The organism is Pauljensenia sp. C0254C2, assembly GCF_056583835.1.
In genome coordinates this window covers 93,855-113,571 of sequence record NZ_JBWPJO010000001.1, presented here as the reverse complement: position 1 = coordinate 113,571, position 19,717 = coordinate 93,855, and the positions used below count along the sequence as shown (strand labels likewise).

General features: G+C 58.5%; 17 protein-coding genes and 3 tRNA genes. 11 read left to right on the top strand and 9 right to left on the bottom strand.

All coding sequences use genetic code 11. The annotated features are described in order from the left end of the window. Positions 1-12 precede the first annotated feature (12 nt). Together leuD and leuC are read right to left on the bottom strand one after the other, a co-directional pair. Positions 13-663, bottom strand: coding sequence for a 3-isopropylmalate dehydratase small subunit (gene leuD, locus AC1DA5_RS00530; RefSeq protein WP_058236330.1), 651 nt, complete (start codon positions 661-663; stop codon positions 13-15). 110 nt (positions 664-773) lie between these two features. Beyond that, the gene (gene leuC, locus AC1DA5_RS00525) at positions 774-2,186 is read right to left on the bottom strand and encodes a 3-isopropylmalate dehydratase large subunit (protein WP_058236329.1); all 1,413 of its coding nucleotides are present in this window, start codon (positions 2,184-2,186) and stop codon (positions 774-776) included. Between the two features lie 165 nt (positions 2,187-2,351). Here leuC and AC1DA5_RS00520 point away from each other — a divergent pair, with 165 nt between their 5' ends. The 7 genes from AC1DA5_RS00520 to AC1DA5_RS00490 all read left to right on the top strand — a co-directional run bounded on the left by AC1DA5_RS00520 (position 2,352) and on the right by AC1DA5_RS00490 (position 7,147). Beyond that, positions 2,352-3,086 (top strand): IclR family transcriptional regulator, encoded by a 735-nt coding sequence (locus tag AC1DA5_RS00520; RefSeq protein WP_058236328.1) that lies wholly within the window; start codon positions 2,352-2,354, stop codon positions 3,084-3,086. Between the two features lie 6 nt (positions 3,087-3,092). Then, positions 3,093-4,280 (top strand): glycosyltransferase family 4 protein, encoded by a 1,188-nt coding sequence (locus AC1DA5_RS00515; protein ID WP_058236327.1) that lies wholly within the window; start codon positions 3,093-3,095, stop codon positions 4,278-4,280. Positions 4,281-4,532: 252 nt separating this feature from the next. After that, positions 4,533-4,877, top strand: coding sequence for a glycohydrolase toxin TNT-related protein (locus tag AC1DA5_RS00510; protein ID WP_058236326.1), 345 nt, complete (start codon positions 4,533-4,535; stop codon positions 4,875-4,877). Between the two features lie 74 nt (positions 4,878-4,951). Continuing rightward, positions 4,952-5,488, top strand: a complete 537-nt coding sequence (locus AC1DA5_RS00505) for an Imm61 family immunity protein (RefSeq protein WP_157843497.1) — start codon at positions 4,952-4,954, stop codon at positions 5,486-5,488. A 32-nt stretch (positions 5,489-5,520) separates the two neighbouring features. Next, positions 5,521-5,994, top strand: coding sequence for an Imm61 family immunity protein (locus AC1DA5_RS00500; RefSeq protein WP_157843496.1), 474 nt, complete (start codon positions 5,521-5,523; stop codon positions 5,992-5,994). Positions 5,995-5,999: 5 nt separating this feature from the next. Continuing rightward, complete coding sequence (locus AC1DA5_RS00495) at positions 6,000-6,572, top strand: Imm61 family immunity protein (protein ID WP_154955690.1); 573 nt, start codon at positions 6,000-6,002, stop codon at positions 6,570-6,572. Between the two features lie 5 nt (positions 6,573-6,577). Beyond that, positions 6,578-7,147 carry an Imm61 family immunity protein gene (locus AC1DA5_RS00490; RefSeq protein ID WP_480289021.1) on the top strand — a complete coding sequence of 190 codons (570 nt, stop codon included), beginning with the start codon at positions 6,578-6,580 and terminating at the stop codon, positions 7,145-7,147. Positions 7,148-7,292: 145 nt separating this feature from the next. Here the strand turns inward: AC1DA5_RS00490 and AC1DA5_RS00485 are convergent, their stop codons facing one another. The 5 genes from AC1DA5_RS00485 to AC1DA5_RS00465 form a co-directional block, all read right to left on the bottom strand. After that, a complete protein-coding gene (locus tag AC1DA5_RS00485) occupies positions 7,293-8,780 on the bottom strand; it encodes a DUF1846 domain-containing protein (RefSeq protein ID WP_480289020.1) in 1,488 nt (495 codons plus the stop codon). Positions 8,781-8,895: 115 nt separating this feature from the next. Next, positions 8,896-8,968 (bottom strand) — tRNA-Glu (locus AC1DA5_RS00480). A 23-nt stretch (positions 8,969-8,991) separates the two neighbouring features. After that, a tRNA-Glu gene (locus AC1DA5_RS00475) sits at positions 8,992-9,064 on the bottom strand. Positions 9,065-9,098: 34 nt separating this feature from the next. Beyond that, positions 9,099-9,170, bottom strand: a tRNA-Gln gene (locus AC1DA5_RS00470). Positions 9,171-9,274: 104 nt separating this feature from the next. Then, positions 9,275-11,944, bottom strand: a complete 2,670-nt coding sequence (locus AC1DA5_RS00465; RefSeq protein ID WP_092648373.1) for a DEAD/DEAH box helicase — start codon at positions 11,942-11,944, stop codon at positions 9,275-9,277. A 153-nt stretch (positions 11,945-12,097) separates the two neighbouring features. Here AC1DA5_RS00465 and AC1DA5_RS00460 point away from each other — a divergent pair, with 153 nt between their 5' ends. The 4 genes from AC1DA5_RS00460 to AC1DA5_RS00445 all read left to right on the top strand — a co-directional run bounded on the left by AC1DA5_RS00460 (position 12,098) and on the right by AC1DA5_RS00445 (position 16,770). Beyond that, positions 12,098-13,513 (top strand): alanine/glycine:cation symporter family protein, encoded by a 1,416-nt coding sequence (locus AC1DA5_RS00460; RefSeq protein ID WP_371935767.1) that lies wholly within the window; start codon positions 12,098-12,100, stop codon positions 13,511-13,513. A gap of 48 nt (positions 13,514-13,561) precedes the next feature. Then, positions 13,562-14,356: a fumarylacetoacetate hydrolase family protein gene (locus AC1DA5_RS00455; protein WP_092648372.1), complete on the top strand. Its 795-nt coding sequence runs from the start codon at positions 13,562-13,564 to the stop codon at positions 14,354-14,356. A 156-nt stretch (positions 14,357-14,512) separates the two neighbouring features. Then, positions 14,513-15,955: a purine-cytosine permease family protein gene (locus AC1DA5_RS00450; protein ID WP_092649076.1), complete on the top strand. Its 1,443-nt coding sequence runs from the start codon at positions 14,513-14,515 to the stop codon at positions 15,953-15,955. A 2-nt stretch (positions 15,956-15,957) separates the two neighbouring features. Continuing rightward, a complete protein-coding gene (locus tag AC1DA5_RS00445) occupies positions 15,958-16,770 on the top strand; it encodes a purine-nucleoside phosphorylase (RefSeq protein WP_092648371.1) in 813 nt (270 codons plus the stop codon). On the opposite strand, the gene AC1DA5_RS00440 is transcribed toward AC1DA5_RS00445, so the two are convergent. Further along, a complete protein-coding gene (locus AC1DA5_RS00440; RefSeq protein ID WP_257525467.1) occupies positions 16,761-18,350 on the bottom strand; it encodes an MFS transporter in 1,590 nt (529 codons plus the stop codon). The two genes, AC1DA5_RS00445 and AC1DA5_RS00440, sit on opposite strands and share 10 nt — an antisense overlap. 124 nt (positions 18,351-18,474) lie before the next feature. After that, positions 18,475-19,689, bottom strand: coding sequence for a Gfo/Idh/MocA family protein (locus AC1DA5_RS00435; RefSeq protein ID WP_092648369.1), 1,215 nt, complete (start codon positions 19,687-19,689; stop codon positions 18,475-18,477). Positions 19,690-19,717: the final 28 nt, after the last annotated feature.

Here is a 19,717-nt window from a genome sequence, read left to right as displayed (position 1 = left end):
GCTAGGAATCTCTCACTGCTCCTGCTCGTCGCTGGGGCGAGCCGACACGACTGTTTCCTTCGGCAGGGTCCGCACCGGCAGGGTGCGCGGCTTGAAAGAGGGGCGGCGCGCCTCGTACGCTTTGATGGCATCTTCGTTGCGCAACGTCAATGAAATGTCGTCCAGGCCTTCGCGCAGACGCCACGCCGTATAATCGTCGATGTCGAACGTGCAGGTGAACGAGCCGCATGTCACGGTGCGGTTCCCCAGTGACACGGTCATCATGACGCCTGGTTCGTTGCGGAGAAGCTTCCACAGTTGCTGGCAGTCGCCTTCGCTGATCTGCCCGGCCAGCAATCCCTGTTTGCCCGCGTTTCCTCTGAAGATGTCCGCGAACGAGGGGGCCAGAACGACTCGGAACCCGTAATCTTTGAGCGCCCACACCGCGTGCTCACGCGAAGAGCCAGTGCCAAAATCAGGGCCTGCCACCAGGATCGTCCCGTGTTCGTAGGCCGGGTTGTTCAACACAAAGTTCGGGTCTGAGCGCCACGCTGAGAACAATGCGTCCTCAAAGCCCGTGCGGGCAACGCGCTTGAGGTGGACGGCCGGAATAATCTGGTCGGTGTCAACATTCGACCGTTCGAGCGGCACGCCCACGCCACTGACGGTGGTGAATTTTTCCATCTCACTCTTCTTCCACAAGTGTTTTTCTACGATTGCTGGTCCGGTACGTAGGCTGCCATCTGCCCGGGGCTCGTGCGCTGCGCGTAAGGGCGGTGCGCGCGTCGTTCCGGTCAGGCCTGCGGTTCCAGGTCGTCCGGGCTGGACAGTGTTCCGCGCACGGCAGTCGCCGCTGCCACCAGTGGCGAGACGAGGTGGGTGCGTCCACCTTTGCCCTGGCGTCCTTCAAAATTGCGGTTCGATGTGGAGGCGGAGCGTTCACCAACCGACAGTTGATCGGGATTCATCCCCAGGCACATCGAGCATCCGGCGTTTCGCCACTCGGCTCCAAAGTCCTTGAAGATCTTGTCCAGGCCTTCATCTTCAGCCTGCAGTCGCACGCGCGCTGATCCTGGGACGACGAGCATTCGCAGGCCGTCAGCTTTGTGGCGCCCGTTGATAATCTTCGCCGCAGCCCGTAGGTCTTCAATACGTCCGTTGGTGCATGATCCCAGGAAAACAGTGTCGATGGGGATCTGCCGCATTGGTGTTCCTGCACGCAGATCCATGTATTCGAGGGCTCGTTCAGCTGCATGCCGCCTGGCTGCGTCACCCATGTTCTCCGGATCGGGCACGCTTGCTGACAGCGGGACGCCCTGACCGGGGTTCGTTCCCCATGTGACGAATGGTTCGATCTCTTCAGCTTCCAGCACCACTTCGGCGTCAAATACGGCGTCGTCATCTGAATACAGTGTGGACCAATATTCCACAGCCTCGTCCCATTGCTCACCCTCGGGCGCGTGGGGGCGACCCTTCAGATAGTCGAATGTGGTCTGGTCGGGAGCAATCATTCCGGCGCGCGCACCGGCCTCAATGGACATGTTGCATATGGTCATGCGGCCTTCCATTGACAGTGCGCGAATGGCTTCGCCTCGGTATTCGAGGACGTATCCCTGCCCGCCACCTGTGCCGATCTTCGCGATGATCGCGAGGATGATGTCCTTGGCTGTCACACTCGGTGACAGCGTGCCGTTGATCGTGATCGCCATTGTCTTGAAAGGGGCCAGCGGTAGTGTCTGGGTAGCCAGGACATGCTCGACTTCAGAGGTTCCGATGCCAAATGCGAGGGCGCCGAATGCACCGTGTGTGGACGTGTGCGAATCGCCGCACACGATTGTCATACCCGGTTGAGTCAGACCCAGCTGCGGGCCGACCACGTGCACGATTCCCTGATCCGAATCTCCCAGTGAATGCAGGCGAATGCCGAATTCTTCGGCGTTGGCTCGCAGCGTGTTGATCTGAGTGCGCGAGGTAAGGTCTGCGATCGGCAGGTCAATGTTGACTGTCGGAGTGTTGTGGTCCTCTGTCGCGATGGTCAGGTCCGGGTGGCGAACCTTGCGCCCGGCCAGGCGCAGCCCTTCGAATGCCTGAGGGCTGGTGACTTCGTGGCACAGCTGCAGGTCGATGTAAAGAAGGTCCGGGGCACCGTTCTCGCCTTTCGTCACAACATGGTCTGCCCACACTTTTTCAGCCAATGTGCCGCTCATGATTCCTCCTTCACGTGTGTCATCACCGTCAGTTCCCTCTGATTCAGCGAATTTTCAGCACCGCCGTCGAACTGGGTGCATAAATACGTCGACAGTGTCTATGGTTAGACACAACACGTGTCTGCAGATTTTGAATCTCAGGACTTGAGATGAGAGGATCACTATATGGACGACGCATCTTCATCAGGCGTCGGGGTTCTCGACAAGGCGACGCTGGTTCTTGACACACTCGAGGCAGGCCCTGCCACTCTTGCCCATCTCGTCGCCGCCACTGGCCTGGCGCGGCCCACTGCCCACCGCCTGGCTGTAGCTCTCGAATTTCACCGTATTGTGGCCCGCGACATGCAGGGTCGATTCGTCCTGGGGCCGCGCCTGAAAGAACTGGCCTCCCAAGCGGGCGAGGATCGTCTGCTGTCAGCCGCTATGCCCGTTTTGATTGCACTGCGCGATCACACCAAAGAATCCACGCAGCTGTATCGCCGCCAGGGCGAATCACGCGTGTGTGTGGCAGCGAGCGAACCGCCGATGGGTCTGCGCGATTCCATTCCTGTCGGCGCAACACTGTCCATGAAAGCCGGATCCGCCGCCCACGTTCTGTTGGCCTGGGAAGAGCCGGACCGCATGCACCGCGGCCTGTACAACGCTTCCTTCAGCGCGACGATGCTGGCACAGGTGCGTCGCCGCGGGTGGGCACAATCTGTAGGTGAGCGCGAAGCCGGCGTCGCGTCGGTGTCCGCTCCGGTGCGTGGACCATCTGGGCGCGTCCTCGCCGCGATCTCCGTGTCCGGCCCGATTGAACGCATGGGACGCCAGCCTGGTCGTCAGCACGGTCCGTCAGTGGTTGCTGCTGCCAACCGCCTGTCCGAGTACCTGCGTTCAGTTGAGGAAATGGAACTGTAGGGCGCTGTGAAAGTCGCCCTCGTCTCTGACTGCTACCCACCGCGACTGGGCGGGATCGAAACGCAGGTGGCGGGGCTGGCTCGAGCGCTCACTGCTGCCGGGCACGACGTCACCGTCATCACTGCCACACCACTTGGATCTGAACGCGGCGATCACACGTCAGTTGAGGACGGGGTACGCGTTCGCCGCCTCACGATGCGTCTTCCGTGGGACATTCCCATTAACCCATTGGCGAGGGTGACTCTCACGCGCGCTCTTCCTACTTTCGACGTGGTACACATCCACACCGGCGTGGTTTCGCCTTTCGCGCGGATGGCAACGAATATCTGCGCGCGCCATGAGATCGCCTGCGTGGTGACGTGGCACTGCATGCTTGACGATCAGCGCCTGTGGTACGGGTGGGCGAATCCGCTGGATGACTGGCAGCGTGCCGGCATTGTTCTGAGCGCCGTGTCGAGCAGCGCAGCTCGGGCCGTTGAACGCTGCGCGCGCGGGCCTGTATCGGTGCGAATTTTGCCCAATTTCATCACCGCTGAACCCTGGGAGACCACCCGAGTGTCCCATGCAGCGCATGCCGGGCTGCTCCAGGCAGAACGGGCACGAGGGCGGGCGGCGATGCCGGTGCCGCTACCGTCCTCACGACCGTCGAGACCGCTGCGAGCGGTGACTGCTACGCGACTGGCGCCACGCAAACGCATCACGCAGCTGGTCGAATGCGTGGTGGCAGCTCACGAGCACGGCGCTGACATTGAACTGCGAGTCTTTGGCGAGGGGCCATTGCGTACCCCGTTGGAAAAGCGCACGGCGGATGCCGATTACATTCACTGGTGCGGACGCAAGTCGCCAGATGAACTGGCCGATGCGTACCGCGAGGCTGACGTGTTCGTCTCCCCTGTTGTTCACGAGGCATTCGGCATTGCTGCATTGGAAGCTCACGCCAGCGGCCTGCCTGTTATTTACCGCAGCGGCAACGGAATCGCTGACTTCTGTACCGACGGTGTGGACGGCGTGATGGCCGGGAGCGATGGTGATATCGCACGCGCACTGTTCGACCTGGCAGTCCAGCCACACAAGTTGGCTGGCCTGCAGCATGCAGCTGCATCTCAGCCGACGCAGCTGACGTGGGAGCGTGGAGCACGAGTCGTCACTGATCTGTACCAGGATGTTCGCTCTAACCATCATTCCTGTCGTTGAGCGCTTCGGTGTTTGTGCGTGCAGACGATGCCTTGAAGGCACAGGCCCGCACATGTGGATCTGCTTGTGAGGTGCTCAGACATTGATCAAATTGATCCGAAGAACAGTTTGAGCAGTACAATCAGGGTTTAAGCCCTTAGTATTCGCTTCTTCCGGGGCACGGATCCTGGAGATTGGAAAAGGGATCCGAGCGTACTCCGTACACCGAAAGTGAGCGGAGGAGGAAATTGGTATCCGGTGAAGGAAGACAAAATGAGCCATGTGCCAGGCGGAAAAATCCGAATGTCTCTTGACGCATTCATAGCTGAATACGGTTGCCATGTGGATCGGATCGGCAAACCACGAGGCACATGGTTGGCTGTAGCACCTGACGGTGTGCCCGTCTCATTCGAGAGCCGTTCGCTGCCGCACAGCGCACTCAAAGAGCCGCACTACTCATACAAGCTCTCCAGTCTGCCGGAAGGCTACTCGATTGAAGTCAGCACAGCGCCGCCATGGTTTGGCTATTCTGGCGGCGCGACACAGTTACAGATCCTTGACGCAGACGGCGAACTGCTGACAGTCTTGGAAGCACTCATCAAAGGGGTCTTGTCGTGATGTCGTTCAACAGCCTTAATGAACCTTTTTTCGAAGAGCTGCAGCAACTGGCGCACTGCAGTAACGCTCATTTCATGCGTAATGCGCTTCACCCATCCTCAATCAGTATCAGCCATTGCGGGGATCCGCTCTATCACCTTGTCCAGCTCAATGAAGGAAAATTCGCATACGGGCTCAGCTCGCGAAACGAACCCATTTCGTTCAGGCTTTTCTCGCCGGACCTCGGCCTCATTACACGCTGGTTCATCTACCAGGCAGGAACGGCGTACCGCTCGGAAAAGCACTATTCGCTGGCTGATCTTCCCTGGTACACGGATCAGCAACGGCCCGGGTACTCTCTGGTGGAAGTAGCTCGAAACACCTACACGCTCAAGACTCCAACCGGCCACGTTCTGCCTATCCGGATGCATGACGACCTCGTCAACAGATATTCACCCACAGTGGAGTTTTCCTACATATGCGATATCCCGGTTCGCGATCTTCTCGACTTCTTCTTGGAGCCAGAGGGTGCCTCCAACCTGGAAGCAATCGTTGCGAATGAAATTGCCCGTAAAGAAAGCACGAAGCGATGCCGTTTCAAAGCCTTGATGAACCTTTTTTCGAAAAGCTGAGGCCGCTGGCGGAAAGTTCGGACGCTCTTTTCATGCGCAATGTGTTCCATCCTCGTTCGATCAGTATCAGTCATGCTGGGGATCCGATCTACCACTTGGCTCAGCTTGAGGATGAGCAGTTCGCATACGGAGAAAGTACGCGAAACGAGGATATCCAATTTACGTTCTTTTCCCCGGATCTTGACCTAGTGACACGCTGGTTCATCTACCAGGCGGGCGAATCATTCCGCTGGGCGCAGCGCGGCTACGCGTCCTTGTACTTTCCGTGTTACACCTATGAACAGCGGCCCGGATACGAACTGGTTGAGGTAGAAAAGTACACGTACACTCTTAAGACGCCAGCTGGCCAGGTCCTGCCTTTCCATATGCATGACGATCTCGTCAACGACTATTCAGAGACTGTGCTGTTTTCTTATATCTGTGATATTCCGGTTCGGGATCTTCTTGACTCTTTCCTAGATCCTGATGGTCGCCCGGCTTTGGAAGCCTTTATCGTCGAGGAATAACGTGTGTGAGGAAGGTTGTAAAGACTGTGTCGTTGATGAGTCTTGATGAGCCGTTTTTCGAGGAGCTGAGGCTGCTGGCGGAATGTCGTAATGCTCTTTTTGTGCGTAATGTGTTTCATCCGAACTCTGTCAGTCTCAGTTACAGTAATGGGGATCCGATTTACCACTTGGCTCAGCTTGAGGATGGGCAGTTCGCGTATGGAGGCAGCTCGCGGAATGAGAGGATTTTCTTTTCGTTCTTTTCCCCGGATCTTGACCTGGTGACGCGCTGGTTCATCTACCAGGCGGGCGTATCTTTCCGCTGGGCGCAGCGCGGCTACGCGTCCTTGTACTTTCCGTGTTACACCTATGAGCAGCGCCCCGGATACGAACTGGTGGAGCTGGAAGCCCGCTGGTACACGCTGAGAACGCCGGCTGGTCGGGTTTTGCCTTTTCGTATGCATGACGATCTCGTCAATGACTATTCAGAGACTGTGCTGTTTTCTTATATCTGTGATATTCCGGTCCGGGATCTTCTTGACTCGTTTCTGGATCCTGATGGTCGTCCAGCCCTCGAAGCATTCGTTGTCGAGGAATAGCGGGTGTGAGGAAGGTTGTAAAGGCTGTGTCGTTGAAGAGTCTTGATGAGCCGTTCTTCGAAGAGCTGAGGCCGCTGGCGGAGAGTTCGGACGCTCTTTTCATGCGTAATGTGTTTCATCCGAATTCAGTCAGCCTCAGTTTCAACAACGGGGATCCGATCTACCACTTGGCTCAGCTTGAGGACGGGCAGTTCGCATACGGAGAAAGTACGCGAAACGAGAAGATTTTCTTCACTTTTTATTCCCCGGATCTTGACCTGGTGACGCGCTGGTTCATCTACCAGGCGGGCGTATCTTTCCGCTGGGCGCAGCGCGGCTACGCGTCCTTGTACTTTCCGTGTTACACCTATGAGCAGCGGCCCGGATATGAACTGGTGGAGGTAGAAAAGTACACGTACACTCTTAAGACGCCAGCTGGCCAGGTCCTGCCGATGCGTATGGATGACGATCTGGTCAACGACTATTCAGACACAGTGCTTTTCTCCTATATCTGGGACATCCCGGTCCAAGACCTCCTCAACTCTTTCCTGGACCCCGACGGCCGCCCGGCGCTCACCCGATTCATTGAAGACTAGAAGCGGGTGTCTTCGGATCCCGCCGCAGCGTGGAAGGCGATCGGGGTGACCGCTCAGCAGATTAGCTGGCCTCGTGCGGCGAGGCGGATGACTGCAGCGGTGAGGCGGCGACGGCGCTGACGCAACCGCCGCCATGTACAGCCTCTTACTTGCGGTACAAACTCTTGCGCCAGTACTCCGGCTCAGAGGTGACCTGAATGTCGAGATTGCGGAAAATTCCTTCATCCACGGATCCCAGAATCGTGGTGGTGTGAACCTGGCATCCGCGCAACTGTTTGAGATACTCCAACGCCTTCGCAGCGTTCGGATCAGTATCAGCCGACACGGACAGCGCAATCAGCACTTCATCTGTGTGCAGGCGCGGGTTGCGACTGCCCAGATGCTCAGTCTTCAGAGTCTGAATAGGCGCAATTGAGGAGGGCGCCAGCAGGTCGATCTTCTTGTCAATCCCCGCCAGCACCTTCAACGCGTTCAGCAGCATCGCGGCCGAACATCCCAGCAGTTTCGACGTCTTCCCTGTGATGATTCGTCCGTCATCGAGCTGCAGCGCACTGGCCGGCAGATGCGTCTTTCTGGCCAGCTCCAGTGCGGGAACCACCACCGGGCGGTCCTGACGCGTGATGCCCAGTTTGCTCATCACAATGGCAATGCGTTGAGATTCAACTGGATCCTTGACATCACGCTTTTCAGCGACCAGAGCCTTGAAGTAACGGCGGATCACTTCCTGTTTGGCAGCTTCGCGGCATACCTCGTCATCGCTGATGCAGTAGCCAGCCATGTTGACACCCATGTCTGTGGGCGACTGGTAGGGGCTCGCCCCGACAAGTTCTTCGAGCAGTTGACGCAACAACGGGAAGACTTCCACGTCACGGTTGTAGTTAACGGCCTGTTTGCCGTAGGCAGCCAGGTGATAGGGGTCAATCATGTTGACGTCATCCAGGTCAGCCGTTGCCGCTTCATAGGCCAGGTTCACCGGATGGTCCAGTGGCAGGTTCCAGATCGGGAAGGTTTCAAACTTTGCGTATCCGGCCTTGTTCCCTCGAGCAAATTCGTGATAGATCTGCGACAGGCACGTGGCCATCTTGCCCGATCCCGGCCCCGGGGCCGTTACGACGATCAGGTCGCGGCTGGTTTCGACAAAGTCATTACGCCCGAAACCCTTTTCCGATACCACCGTGTGCACAGCAGCTGGATATCCCTCGATAACGCGGTGACGCGCCACCTTCAAGCCCAGTTTCTCCAGCTTGCGTTTAAACGTCTTGGCCGACTTGTTGTCATCTTCCATCTGCGTCATCACGATGTTGTCAACCAGGAACCCACGTTCGCGGAACACGTCGACCAACCGCAATACGTCCTGTTCGTAGGAAATGCCCAGGTCGGCGCGCACCTTGTTGCGCTGGAGGTCTTTGGCGTTCAAGACGATGAGGATTTCCAGGTCGTCCTTGAGCTGTTCCAACATAGCGATCTTGTTATCCGGTGTGAATCCGGGCAGGACACGCGAAGCGTGCAGATCATCAAAAAGCTTGCCACCCATTTCCAGGTAAAGCTTGCCACCTATTTCTTTCCTGCGAGTGGCGATGTGGTCGGACTGTAAAGTGATGTATTTTTCGCGATCGAATCCACTACGGGCCATGAGTCCTCCAAAGGGGGTGTTTCACCGACAAGCCGCCGACAAGCGGATTGCCACCCGGCGACCCTGAAAAAGAGGAAGGACGGACCCGCTGTCAGGTCCGTCCTCCAACGTTTCGTACCCCTAATCGGATTTGAACCGATGTTACCGCCGTGAGAGGGCGATGTCCTAGGCCGCTAGACGATAGGGGCTCTGTTCAGTTATGACGCACTTGTACCCCCAATCGGATTTGAACCGATGTTACCGCCGTGAGAGGGCGATGTCCTGGGCCGCTAGACGATGGGGGCCTGTGAATGGACGGCAAGAAAATGGCCGAATCCGCTGGGGTACCAGGACTCGAACCTAGACTAAGTGAACCAGAATCACTCGTGCTGCCAATTACACCATACCCCATGGCGTTGGTTGCACTCACAGTACTGAAACTATGCCTGCAACGAAAGAAAACACTACCCGACGCGGGCTCTCCTGACAAATCCTACGGACGTGGAACAGCTCACCTACCGCGGCCCTACGTCCACAATATGCAGGACAACCCGGTTCGCCTCGTCGGTCGCATCCACGTCCACGACGGCCACGATGCGCCAGTCGCCATCACCGTTGGGATCATCCAACGTCTGCTCAACCAGCCACAGGTTCGACCCCACCAGTTCGTCAGGCACGCCAACTGCCAGTAGTTCAGCCTCGCTCGGATTTTCATTCAAATTGACGAGGGCGCCTGACCGCGCATTCTGATCAATCCCGATCCAGTCGTACTCCGCCCAGTATCGTTCCAGCGCATGATCCCAGCGCTCCTCATCCCATCCGCACCAGCTGTCCAGACGCGCCAGAGCGTCCACATCGTCTCGACTCATCAACTCCACGCGTTCGAACAGTGCGCGCAGCACGGCGGTGCGCATGGCATGACGGTTGGCGCTGAAAGCAACTGTTCCGTCCTCGCTGGCTCCAAACGCGACTTCCTGTCCTGACGCATCATCCTCACCCTCCTCGCGACGCTGCCCAGATGCCAGGGATTCCCATTCGTCCAGCAGAGAAGAGTCAATGGCGCGGATGAGGTGCGAGAGCCACTCCATGATCGCTGCCACTTCCTCGGTGACAACCCGGTCGGGCAACACCTGCCGCAATGAACGGTATGCATCGGTCAGATACCGCAGGATCACGCCTTCGGAACGCGCCACGTCATAGCGGGAGACAAGCTGCGTGAATGTCATCGCGTGTTCGATCATGTCGCGCACAACAGACTTGGGTGAGATGTGCTGGTCCCCGACCCACGGATTCGTCTGCACGTAGGTACGGAACGCGTCTTCAAGCAGATCAGCCAAAGGTTGCGGCCATGTCACCTCGGCCAGTGCTTCCATCCGCTCGTCATATTCGAGGCCCTCTGCCTTCATCGCGGCCATCGCCTTCGAGCGCGCCATGCGCTGCTGAGCGGCCAGCAGGGGACGAGGATCTTCCAGCACTGATTCGACAACTGAGACGACATCCAAGGCGTATGTGGGTGATTGCGCGTCCAGCAGGTCCAGCGCTGCCAGCGCGAACGGCGAGAGGGGCTGGTTGAGTGCGAAGTCATCAGGCAGGTCACGCACCAGACGCACACGCGCCATCCCATCAGATTCAGCCTGCTCAGTGGAGACATGGTCGATGACGCCGGCCTGCCGCAAGGAGCGGTAAATGTCTGCGAGTGCGCGCATATGCGGATTGGAGTCGCGCGGCGGGTCGTCGTTCGTGCGAGCCAGTTCAATGAGGTGCGCAGCGGGATCATGACGCTGCCCTGCCAGCACGTTAAGCACCATCGAGTGACTGATCGCAAAATGTGACTGGAGACGTTCGGGTTCTGCATCACGCAGACGTTCAAACGTTGACCTCGTCCATGAAATCTGACCCTTCGCGGGTGCTTTCGTGGAGCGTTTAGCCGACTTCTTGGCGGCCTTCTTCGCAGCTGCCTCATCGCGCGCCTGACGGGCCGCTTCCTGCGCGGCGCTGAGCCGAGCCTTTTCGCGCGCAGCCTCCACCTCATGTTCGGGAGCGAGAACGCGGACAAATCCAACGGTGTCGTATCCCGTGCGCCCTGCTCTGCCGGCAATCTGATGAAATTCGCGTGCCGACAGGTGGCGCATGCGCCGCCCGTCGAATTTCACCAGCGACGTGATCAGCACGGTGCGGATCGGCACGTTGATCCCCACACCCAGCGTGTCAGTGCCGCACACAATAGCCAGGAGTCCCTGTTGCGTCAGGCGCTCGACGAGTCGGCGGTAGCGCGGCAGCATCCCCGCATGATGCACACCGATCCCCTGTGCGAGCAGTCCGCGCAACTGCTGCCCGAATCCGCGTGCAAAGGAGACAGTCCTGAGGATGCGGCTGATCTGCTTCTTTTGATCGTCGCTGATCAGGGAGGCCCGATCAAACGCGGCAGCAGTTGAGACGGCGTCATTTTGCGAAAAGTGCACAATGTAGACCGGCCAGCGTCCCTCTTTCAGGAGGCGCTCCACGCAGGTGCGCACGTCCTCGACCACATAGTCGAACTCGAGTGGCACGGGTCGTTGCGCATTGTCGACGAGGGCGACGTCCCGACCGGTGCGTTCTTTCCACTGTTCCTGAAAACGGGTGGTGTCACCGAGTGTGGCCGACAAGGCAATGAACTGTGGGGCGGTCAGTTCCAGCAGCGGCACCTGCCAGGCCCAGCCGCGCTCCGGGTCGGCGTAGAAGTGGAACTCATCCATGATGATCATGTCGGCATCGAGCGCATCGCCCTCACGAAGGGACTGGTTCGCCAGAATTTCGGCGGTGCAGCACACAATCGGTGCAAGCGGGTTGAGCGAGACATCCCCCGTGACCATGCCGACGTTGTGCGCACCGAACAGCTCGACCAGGTCGAAAAACTTTTCTGAGACCAGCGCTTTGAGCGGTGCCGTGTAATAGGAGCGGCCCGAATGAGCCAGGGAAACGAAATGTGCGGCCAGGGCGATCATGGATTTACCTGAACCGGTGGGCGTGGCTGCGATGACGTGATTGCCCATCACGATCTCCAGCAGTGACTGCTCCTGATGCGGGTACAGGGGTCTGCCCGTTGATGCCGCCCACGACTGGAACGCGCGCACCAGTTCATCGGGGTCGTCCAGATGTCCGGCATCTTCCAGGTCGTCGAGCAGTTCGTTCAGCGGGGCACTCATACACGCCATTGTGTCATTACTTGCCGCAGTCTCACATGGAGGATGACGCAAACATGATATCCGCGCCCTGTGGAAAGATGAGAACCGCTTTGTTAACTAAAGTGCCCATCACGCGATGAGATGAGAGAGGAGCTCGACGTGGAAATTGCCGATATGATCAAGGTCGTTGCGGATTGGATCACCGGTCACATCACCATGTGGATCCTTATTGGTGTCGGTATCTACCTGACAGTTCGCACCCGCGCCGTGCAGGTTCGCCTCTTTGGTCACATGGTCAAGACCGTGGGGTCATCCCGTCAGGACTCCAAAGGCGGGATCTCATCATTCCAGGCTTTCACCATTTCACTGGCAGCCCGCGTCGGCGTCGGCAACGTCTTCGGCGTAGCCGCAGCACTCCTGCTGGGCGGACCAGGCGCAATCTTTTGGATGTGGATCGTGGCAGCGGTTGGCATGTCCACCGCATTCGTGGAAGCGACCCTCGCGCAGGTCTTCAAGGTGAGGGACGCTGATGGTACGTATCGCGGTGGCCCGGCCTACTACATGCATCTGGGTATGAAGAGCAAACCCCTGGCGAACATTTTCGCCATCATCACGCTGCTCACCTGCGCATTCGTTATTACATCCGTTCAGTCCAACGCGATTGCGGAGACAATGGCCGCCGCCACTCCGATGAGCAAGTGGGTCATCGCAGCATTCCTGCTGGCATTTGCAGCACCTGTCATCTACGGCGGCATCCGCTCCGTGGCTCGGGTGACCGAGTGGATGGCACCGATCATGGCTCTGATATATCTGGTGATGGTCTTCATTATCTGCATCATGAACGCAGGCGAGATCGGCAATGTGCTGTCGATGATTTTCCGTTCCGCATTCGCACCTCAACCTGTGGTGGGCGGCCTGGCCGGCGGCATCATGGCTGCAGTGATCAACGGTGTTCAACGCGGCCTGTTCTCCAACGAGGCCGGTCAGGGCACCGCGCCGAACGCGGCCGCAACCGCAACCGTGTCCCACCCTGTCAAGCAGGGCCTGATCCAGTCTTTGGGTGTCTTTGTCGACACAATCATCGTGTGTACGGCAACCGCATTCGTCATCCTCATTGCAGGACCTTCGGTGTGGAGCGCTGAAGGCGTCAACCCCTCGAACCTGACTGCTCTGGCCGTTGCCGACAAGCTCGGCGCGTGGACCACCGTGCCGATGGCACTGATGATCTTTGTCCTGGCGTTCTCCTCCATCATCGCGGCCTACGTGTACTCCGATGTCAACATGGCGTTTGTGACGAAGCGCCCCTGGGCCACGTGGATGGTGCGCACCGTGTCAGTGGCCTCCGTCGTCATCGGTGCAGTTGCCCAGCTTCCATTGGTGTGGAACGCCGTGGATATTGCAATGGCGATCATGACAGTGACGAACCTGGTCGCCCTCGTCGTTCTGGGTCAATGGGCGTTCGGAGCACTGCGCGACTACGAGGACCAACGCAAGGCGGGCGTCAAGGATCCGGTGTTTGTCGGAGTGGATAATCCGCACCTTCCTGCGGACGTTCCCACCGACGTGTGGACCAAGTCGCGTCAGGAGTAGGACGCGTCATCCAGGAAGATTCAGGCGTAATGTGCGTTACAGTACAGTATGCGCATTGCACACTACATTGATCCGAATTTCCACTCCCCCGCCTGGGGGATCCTGAATGGTAATTGCACAACAATCACTCGCCTGGCGGGCGCGCCTTTCGAGGGGGAGCTGACTCCCCCGCTGCAGGCCACGAACTACGATGTGACGTCGGTTCACCTGCTCGCTCCCACTGAGGTAGCCACGGCCAAGGTGGTTGCTGTCGGGAAGAACTACGCTGACCACATTCAGGAGATGGGCGGGGAAGCACCACAGGAGCCACTGCTGTTCTTTAAGCCATCGACCGCCATCATCGGGCCTGGTGAGACGATCAAGTACCCCTCGTGGTCATCAAATGTGCATTACGAGGGGGAGCTGGCTGTCATTATCGGGTCGACATGTTCACAGGTCGCACCCCAGGATGTGCCGGCACATATTTTGGGGTTCACCTGCGCCAACGATGTGACAGCGCGCGATAAGCAACGCAGCGACGGGCAGTGGACGCGTGCGAAAGGCTTTGACACCTCGTGTCCTCTGGGTCCGTGGATCCTGATTCCTCAGGCAGATGATGAGTTCTCAGTCGGCGACGCTCATCTGCGCACCGTTCTGCGTGACACAGTTGTGCAGGACGTCTCAACTTCTTTCATGATCCGTCCGGTGTACGACTTGATCTCGTTCATCTCCCAATCCATCACCCTCAAGGCGGGAGATGTTGTACTGACAGGCACGCCAGCAGGGGTGGGGGAGCTACAGCGTGGTGATACGATCAGTGTCGAAATAGACGGGATTGGAACGCTGACGAATCCGATCGCCTGAGGCCGATACCTCACACGTAAGTTCCGGTCCTGACTTTTTCGCATCCCATTGGTCACGTTGAAGGAAGCAATCGTGAGTTCCACTGAGCCAATCGCACCCAACGCTGGGGCACCACATGCAGTACAGACACAGAAGGAACAGGGCCTGTCCGTTGAGATGGCCGGCCTGGATGTCATTCCTGAGTCGGATCGTAAAGGCAAACCATCAGATCTGTTCATGCCGTGGTTCGCTGCGAACATCTCCGTTCTGGGAATCTCATGGGGCGCATGGGTGCTCGGGTTCGGCATTTCCTTTACACAGGCCGTTATCGTCTCCATCGTCGGCATCACGTTCTCATTCCTGACCTGCGGCATCATCGCCATCGCAGGTAAACGAGGATCCGCCCCGACGCTCGTTTTGTCGCGCGCAGCATTCGGTGTGAACGGCAACCGCATTTCCGCCGCGATTTCATGGATCCTGACGGTGGGCTGGGAAATGTTCCTGTGCATCATTGCCACGCAGGCGTCCGCAACGGTGATGGGCGCCCTCGGCATGCACAATCATGTTGCCGCGCAGATCATTTCACTGGTACTCGTTGTCGCCATCGCAGGCGGTGCCGGCATCCTCGGGTTCGACACCATCATGAAGGTGCAGACCTGGATCACCTGGTTGACGGCGATCCTGACTGTCATCTACCTGGCATTGACCATCCCCACCATCGATCTCAGCGCGATCTCCGCTCTGCCGTCCGGCCCGTTCTCCGCAATGCTCGGCGCACTGTGCATGCTGCTCGCCGGTTTCGGATTCGGCTGGATCAACGCGGCCGCCGATTACTCGCGTTACCTTCCTCGTCGTGCCTCCACCGGCGGCGTGGTCGGCTGGACCACCTTCGGTGCCACGCTGCCCACTGTTGTCCTCGTGATCTTCGGTCTGTTGCTCGTTGGGTCCGATGAGTCGCTGGGACAGGCAATCGACCTGGATCCGATCGGCGCGCTGACCACGATTCTGCCGACCTGGTTCCTCATTCCGTTCGCCCTTGTCGCGATCCTCGGCCTGGTCGGAGGCATCGTCATGGACATCTATTCGTCGGGCCTGTCGCTGCTGGCGACGGGTGTGCCCATCAAGCGTCCGGTTGCCACCGCTCTGGACGGCACCATCATGCTGGTTGGCACAATCGCCGTCGTGTTCTTCTCCGCGAACTTCATTGACCCATTCACCGGCTTCCTCACCACGCTCGGCGTGGTCATCGCGGGCTGGGGTGGCGTCATGATCGCTGATATTCTGCTGCGTCGCTCCGACTACAACGAACCTGATTTGTTCCGCTCCTCCGGCGTGTACGGGTCCGTGAACTGGGGCGCGATCGCTTCCCTGGCTGCTGCAACATTCGTGGGTTGGGGCCTGGTGGTCAACAACGCCGCCAGCTGGCTGTCATGGCAGGGCTACCTGCTCGGCCCGATCGGTGGCCGCGAGGGCGACTGGGCGTACTCGAATATCGGGATCCTGCTGGCCATGCTGATCGGTTTTGCCGGCTATTTGCTGACCAGTCGTTCGCGTGTGCGCAAACAGGAAGAGGCTGGTGCCCGCACTTACGCTGACGGCGCTCAGGAAAGTGAGGACTGACCATGTCTGACGAGTCGATCCGCAGCGTTCTTCTGGATCAGCAGGCCCAGGACGGGGCCCGCACTATTGCGGAGCTGTCGGGGCGTGACCACCATGACCTGTTCGTGGTGCTCGGCTCGGGTCTGGCACATGCACTGGATGCTGTGATCGACGCGCCGGATTCTCAGTGCCGCTCGTTCGCGCTTTCCGACATTCCGGGGGTTGAGGCTCCCGTGGCTGATGGACACGTCAACACGATCCACTCGGTGCGAGTCGGCGCGTTGAATGTGCTTATTGCTCTGGGTCGTACGCATTTGTACGAGGGCGTCTCCCCCGCGTGTGTCACCGCATGTTCGAGGGCGGCTGCCGCAACCGGTGTTCACACTGCCCTGTTGTGCAACGCGAACGGATGTGTGCGCCAGTGGCAGCTGGGCGACGTCATGGCCATTGATGATCACCTGAATTTCTCAGGATATTCCCCGTTTAACGGGCCAATATTCGTGGATGTGACCAGCGTGTGGAATCGTGAACTGACCGATATCCTCGCTCAGCATTGTCAGCGCCGAGGTATCTACGCATGTATGCGCGGACCCGAGTATCAGACGCTTGCCGAGGGCCGCTGGCTCATGTCGACGGGTGCCGACTGCGTGGGCATGTCGACGGTGATGGAGGCGATCACTCTGCATGCGTTGGGTGTGCGCGTGTGCGGTATGAGCGTCGTATCCGACCTGTCGTTTGCTGACGCCCCCACTCACCCGAACGCAGTTGTTGAGGCAGCCGCAGCTGCCTCAACAACGATTGAATCAGGTTTCAGAGCGATCTGTTCTCAGGAGTAGATCTTCTGCATGTGCTCTTCGATTTCTTCCAGAGACTTCTTTGAGGTCTCCGGCATGATCTTGAACAGCACGACTGCGATCACGAGGTTCATCACACCGTAGATGGTGTAGGTGACTCCCCCGCCGAGCGCGTCCATCATCTTCGGGAACGTCCATGTAATGATCGCGTTCATGATCCACAGGCAGAAGACCGCGAATCCGTTCATGACGCCACGCGCATTGGCCGGGAACATTTCACCCAGCATCGTCCACACAACAGTTCCGTTGGTGGACTGCACGATCAGCATAAAGACGCCCATCATGCCCAACACTGCGTACGGTGCCCACGAGGGAGGCTCGCCGCCACCCGTGATTGCCGGTGCAATGGTGAACTGGAAGAAAGCGGCAATGGCCAGCAGGCAGATGCCCACACCTGTGACGTCGAAAATCAGCAGCTGGCGCCTGCGGAAACGACCGATCAGCAGCAGGCCCAGTGCCGAGCCGATCACTGACATGACACCATTAGCGACCTGCGCGGTAATCGCGGCGGACGTTCCCATCCCTGCGTAGGACAGAACCTTCGGCGCGTAGTACATGATGGTGTTCACGCCGGTTGTCTGGTTGACGATTGCAAGGAAGATGCCCACGGCCAGAAGCTTGCGCAGCCACGGGATCCGCATGATCTCACTCAGACTGAGTTTCTTCTCAGCGACCTGGCGTTTGCGGGCCTCGATCATTTCGTTGATTTCGTCCTCGATCGGGCCGTCCTTTTCAGGGTCACGAACGCGCTTGAGCGTGCCGATCGCCTCGTAGACCTGTTTCTGGATAATGTGCCAACGGGAGGATTCGGGCATCAGGTGCATGCCAATCCACAGGAACACTGCGGGCAGAGTACATAGGACGATCATCCAGCGCCATGCCGAACCGTTGCCGGCGCTGATCGTCATCTGCATCATGAACTCGTGGATAGCAGACTGGTCGTTCCCGACCTGCTGGGCGACCAGTTCGTTCAACGAGTCCCATTCGTAGGTGCCTGGCGCAATCGCGCCCGTCGGGTCAGCCTTGACGGTGAGCTGAGGGCCACCGTGAGCCGAATTGATCGCCGCGTTCATGCTGAATGCGAGGAGCTGGCCGGTGACGATCATGAGCTGATCGACGGCAACAATGGAGCCTCGAATACGTTTGGGGGCACTCTCTGCCAAGAACACCGGGACAGTTGCGGACGCGCCGCCAACTGCCAAGCCCAGAATGAGGCGGAAGATGTACATGATCCACACGTTGGGTGAGAAGGTGTTGCCCAGCGCACCAATAATGAACAGGATAGCCAGCATGATGATGTTGTGGCGACGACCGAATTTATCCGACAGGCGTCCACCGATCAAAGCGCCAAATGCAGCACCGATGGTGAGGACGCCGCCGATGGCTCCTTCTTCGAGCGGTGTCAGTTCCAGGCCGCCAGCACCGGCAGGCATGTACATGTACGGCAGAGCACCTGAGATCACACCGGTGTCGTAGCCGAACAATAGTGAACCGAGTGTCGCCACTGCTGTCAGTGCGACGATTCCTCGTTTCGGTCCTGAGGGCGGAGTTTTCTCCGCCATCTCCTTGATTCGTTCAGGCGTGTAGTCCGCGTAGGACAGCTCTGCCTCTTGCCTCTTGTCTGCCATGATTCTCCTCTTCAGCGAGTAAAGTGTGGCTGCACCGCCACCAGTCGTAGTACCTGGATCACGCCTGCAGGGCGTTGTCGTGGTCGAACGTTGTGACAACATCAACTGGCGCTACTTCATGCCATGTCCGGTCTTCAGCCGACTTCTCAATGGCATCATCAACTTCAGCTGCAGCCCATCCATCACCGGCAGAGGGCCCGTACTGCTTGTTGTCGAGCACACCTTGAATGAACTGGGCAGCCTCGACCACTTTCAGGTCATCGAAGCCCATTGATGTTCCTGCTCCGGGCTGGAAGCGGCTGAATCCGGGGTAATCTGGGCTGGCCATAGCGTCGACATATCCTTGCTGGAATCCATGATCGTTTCCGATGCAGATCTGCAGTCTGTTCAGATCTTCAAAGTTCCACCGCAATGAGCCTTCGGTGCCGTAGACCTCGATAATGTATTCGGCGCGCGGTCCCACGCTCACGCGCGAGGACTCCATCGTGACCAGGGTGCCTGATTCGAGGGTGCCCAGAACTGCAACATAGTCTTCGTTGCCGACCGGGCCTTTCTGGTCGGATACCTGCACCGTGGCATGTCCCATACCCTGTTCAAGGGGAATCGGACGCTCCGTGATGAACAGTCCTGTCTGCGCTGTAACAGCGGTAAAGCGGTCCTTCAAAACGTACTGCACCAGGTCGGCTCCGTGTCCGAGCAAATCGAGGATGACTCCTGCTCCGGCCTTTTCCTTCGCGTAACGCCACGTCAGCGGCCCGTCGGGACTCGAGGCATAGTCTGCAATCAGCCACACGCGGGCATTCGTGATACGACCGATTGCGCCCTCCGCAACGATCGCGCGCGCCATTTCAATGGCAGGAGCATGGCGGTAGTTGAATCCGACGGAGGTAATCAAGCCTGCAGATTGAGCCCCTCGCGCAATTTCTTTGGATTCTTGAGCGGAGATCCCCATCGGCTTTTCGATCCAGAAAGGTTTGCCTGCCTCGATCGCGGCCATCGCGATCTCGTGGTGAAGGAAGTTGGGCGCACAGATCGACACAACGTCGACCTCCGGGTCACTCAGAACATCTCGGTAGTCCTCCACAGCCTTTTCAAATCCCAAGTTGTCAACTGCGAACTGACGGTTGCTTTCCACAACATCGCAGCACACCACCAGCTTGATATCTACTTCAATTTCCGGATACTTCTCCCGCAGTGCTTTGAACGACCGTGTGTGAAGACGCCCCATCCATCCCAGCGAGATCACGCCTACGCCGATAGTCTTCCTGCTCATATCTGCTCCTTCGCGTTGTGGTCATCTC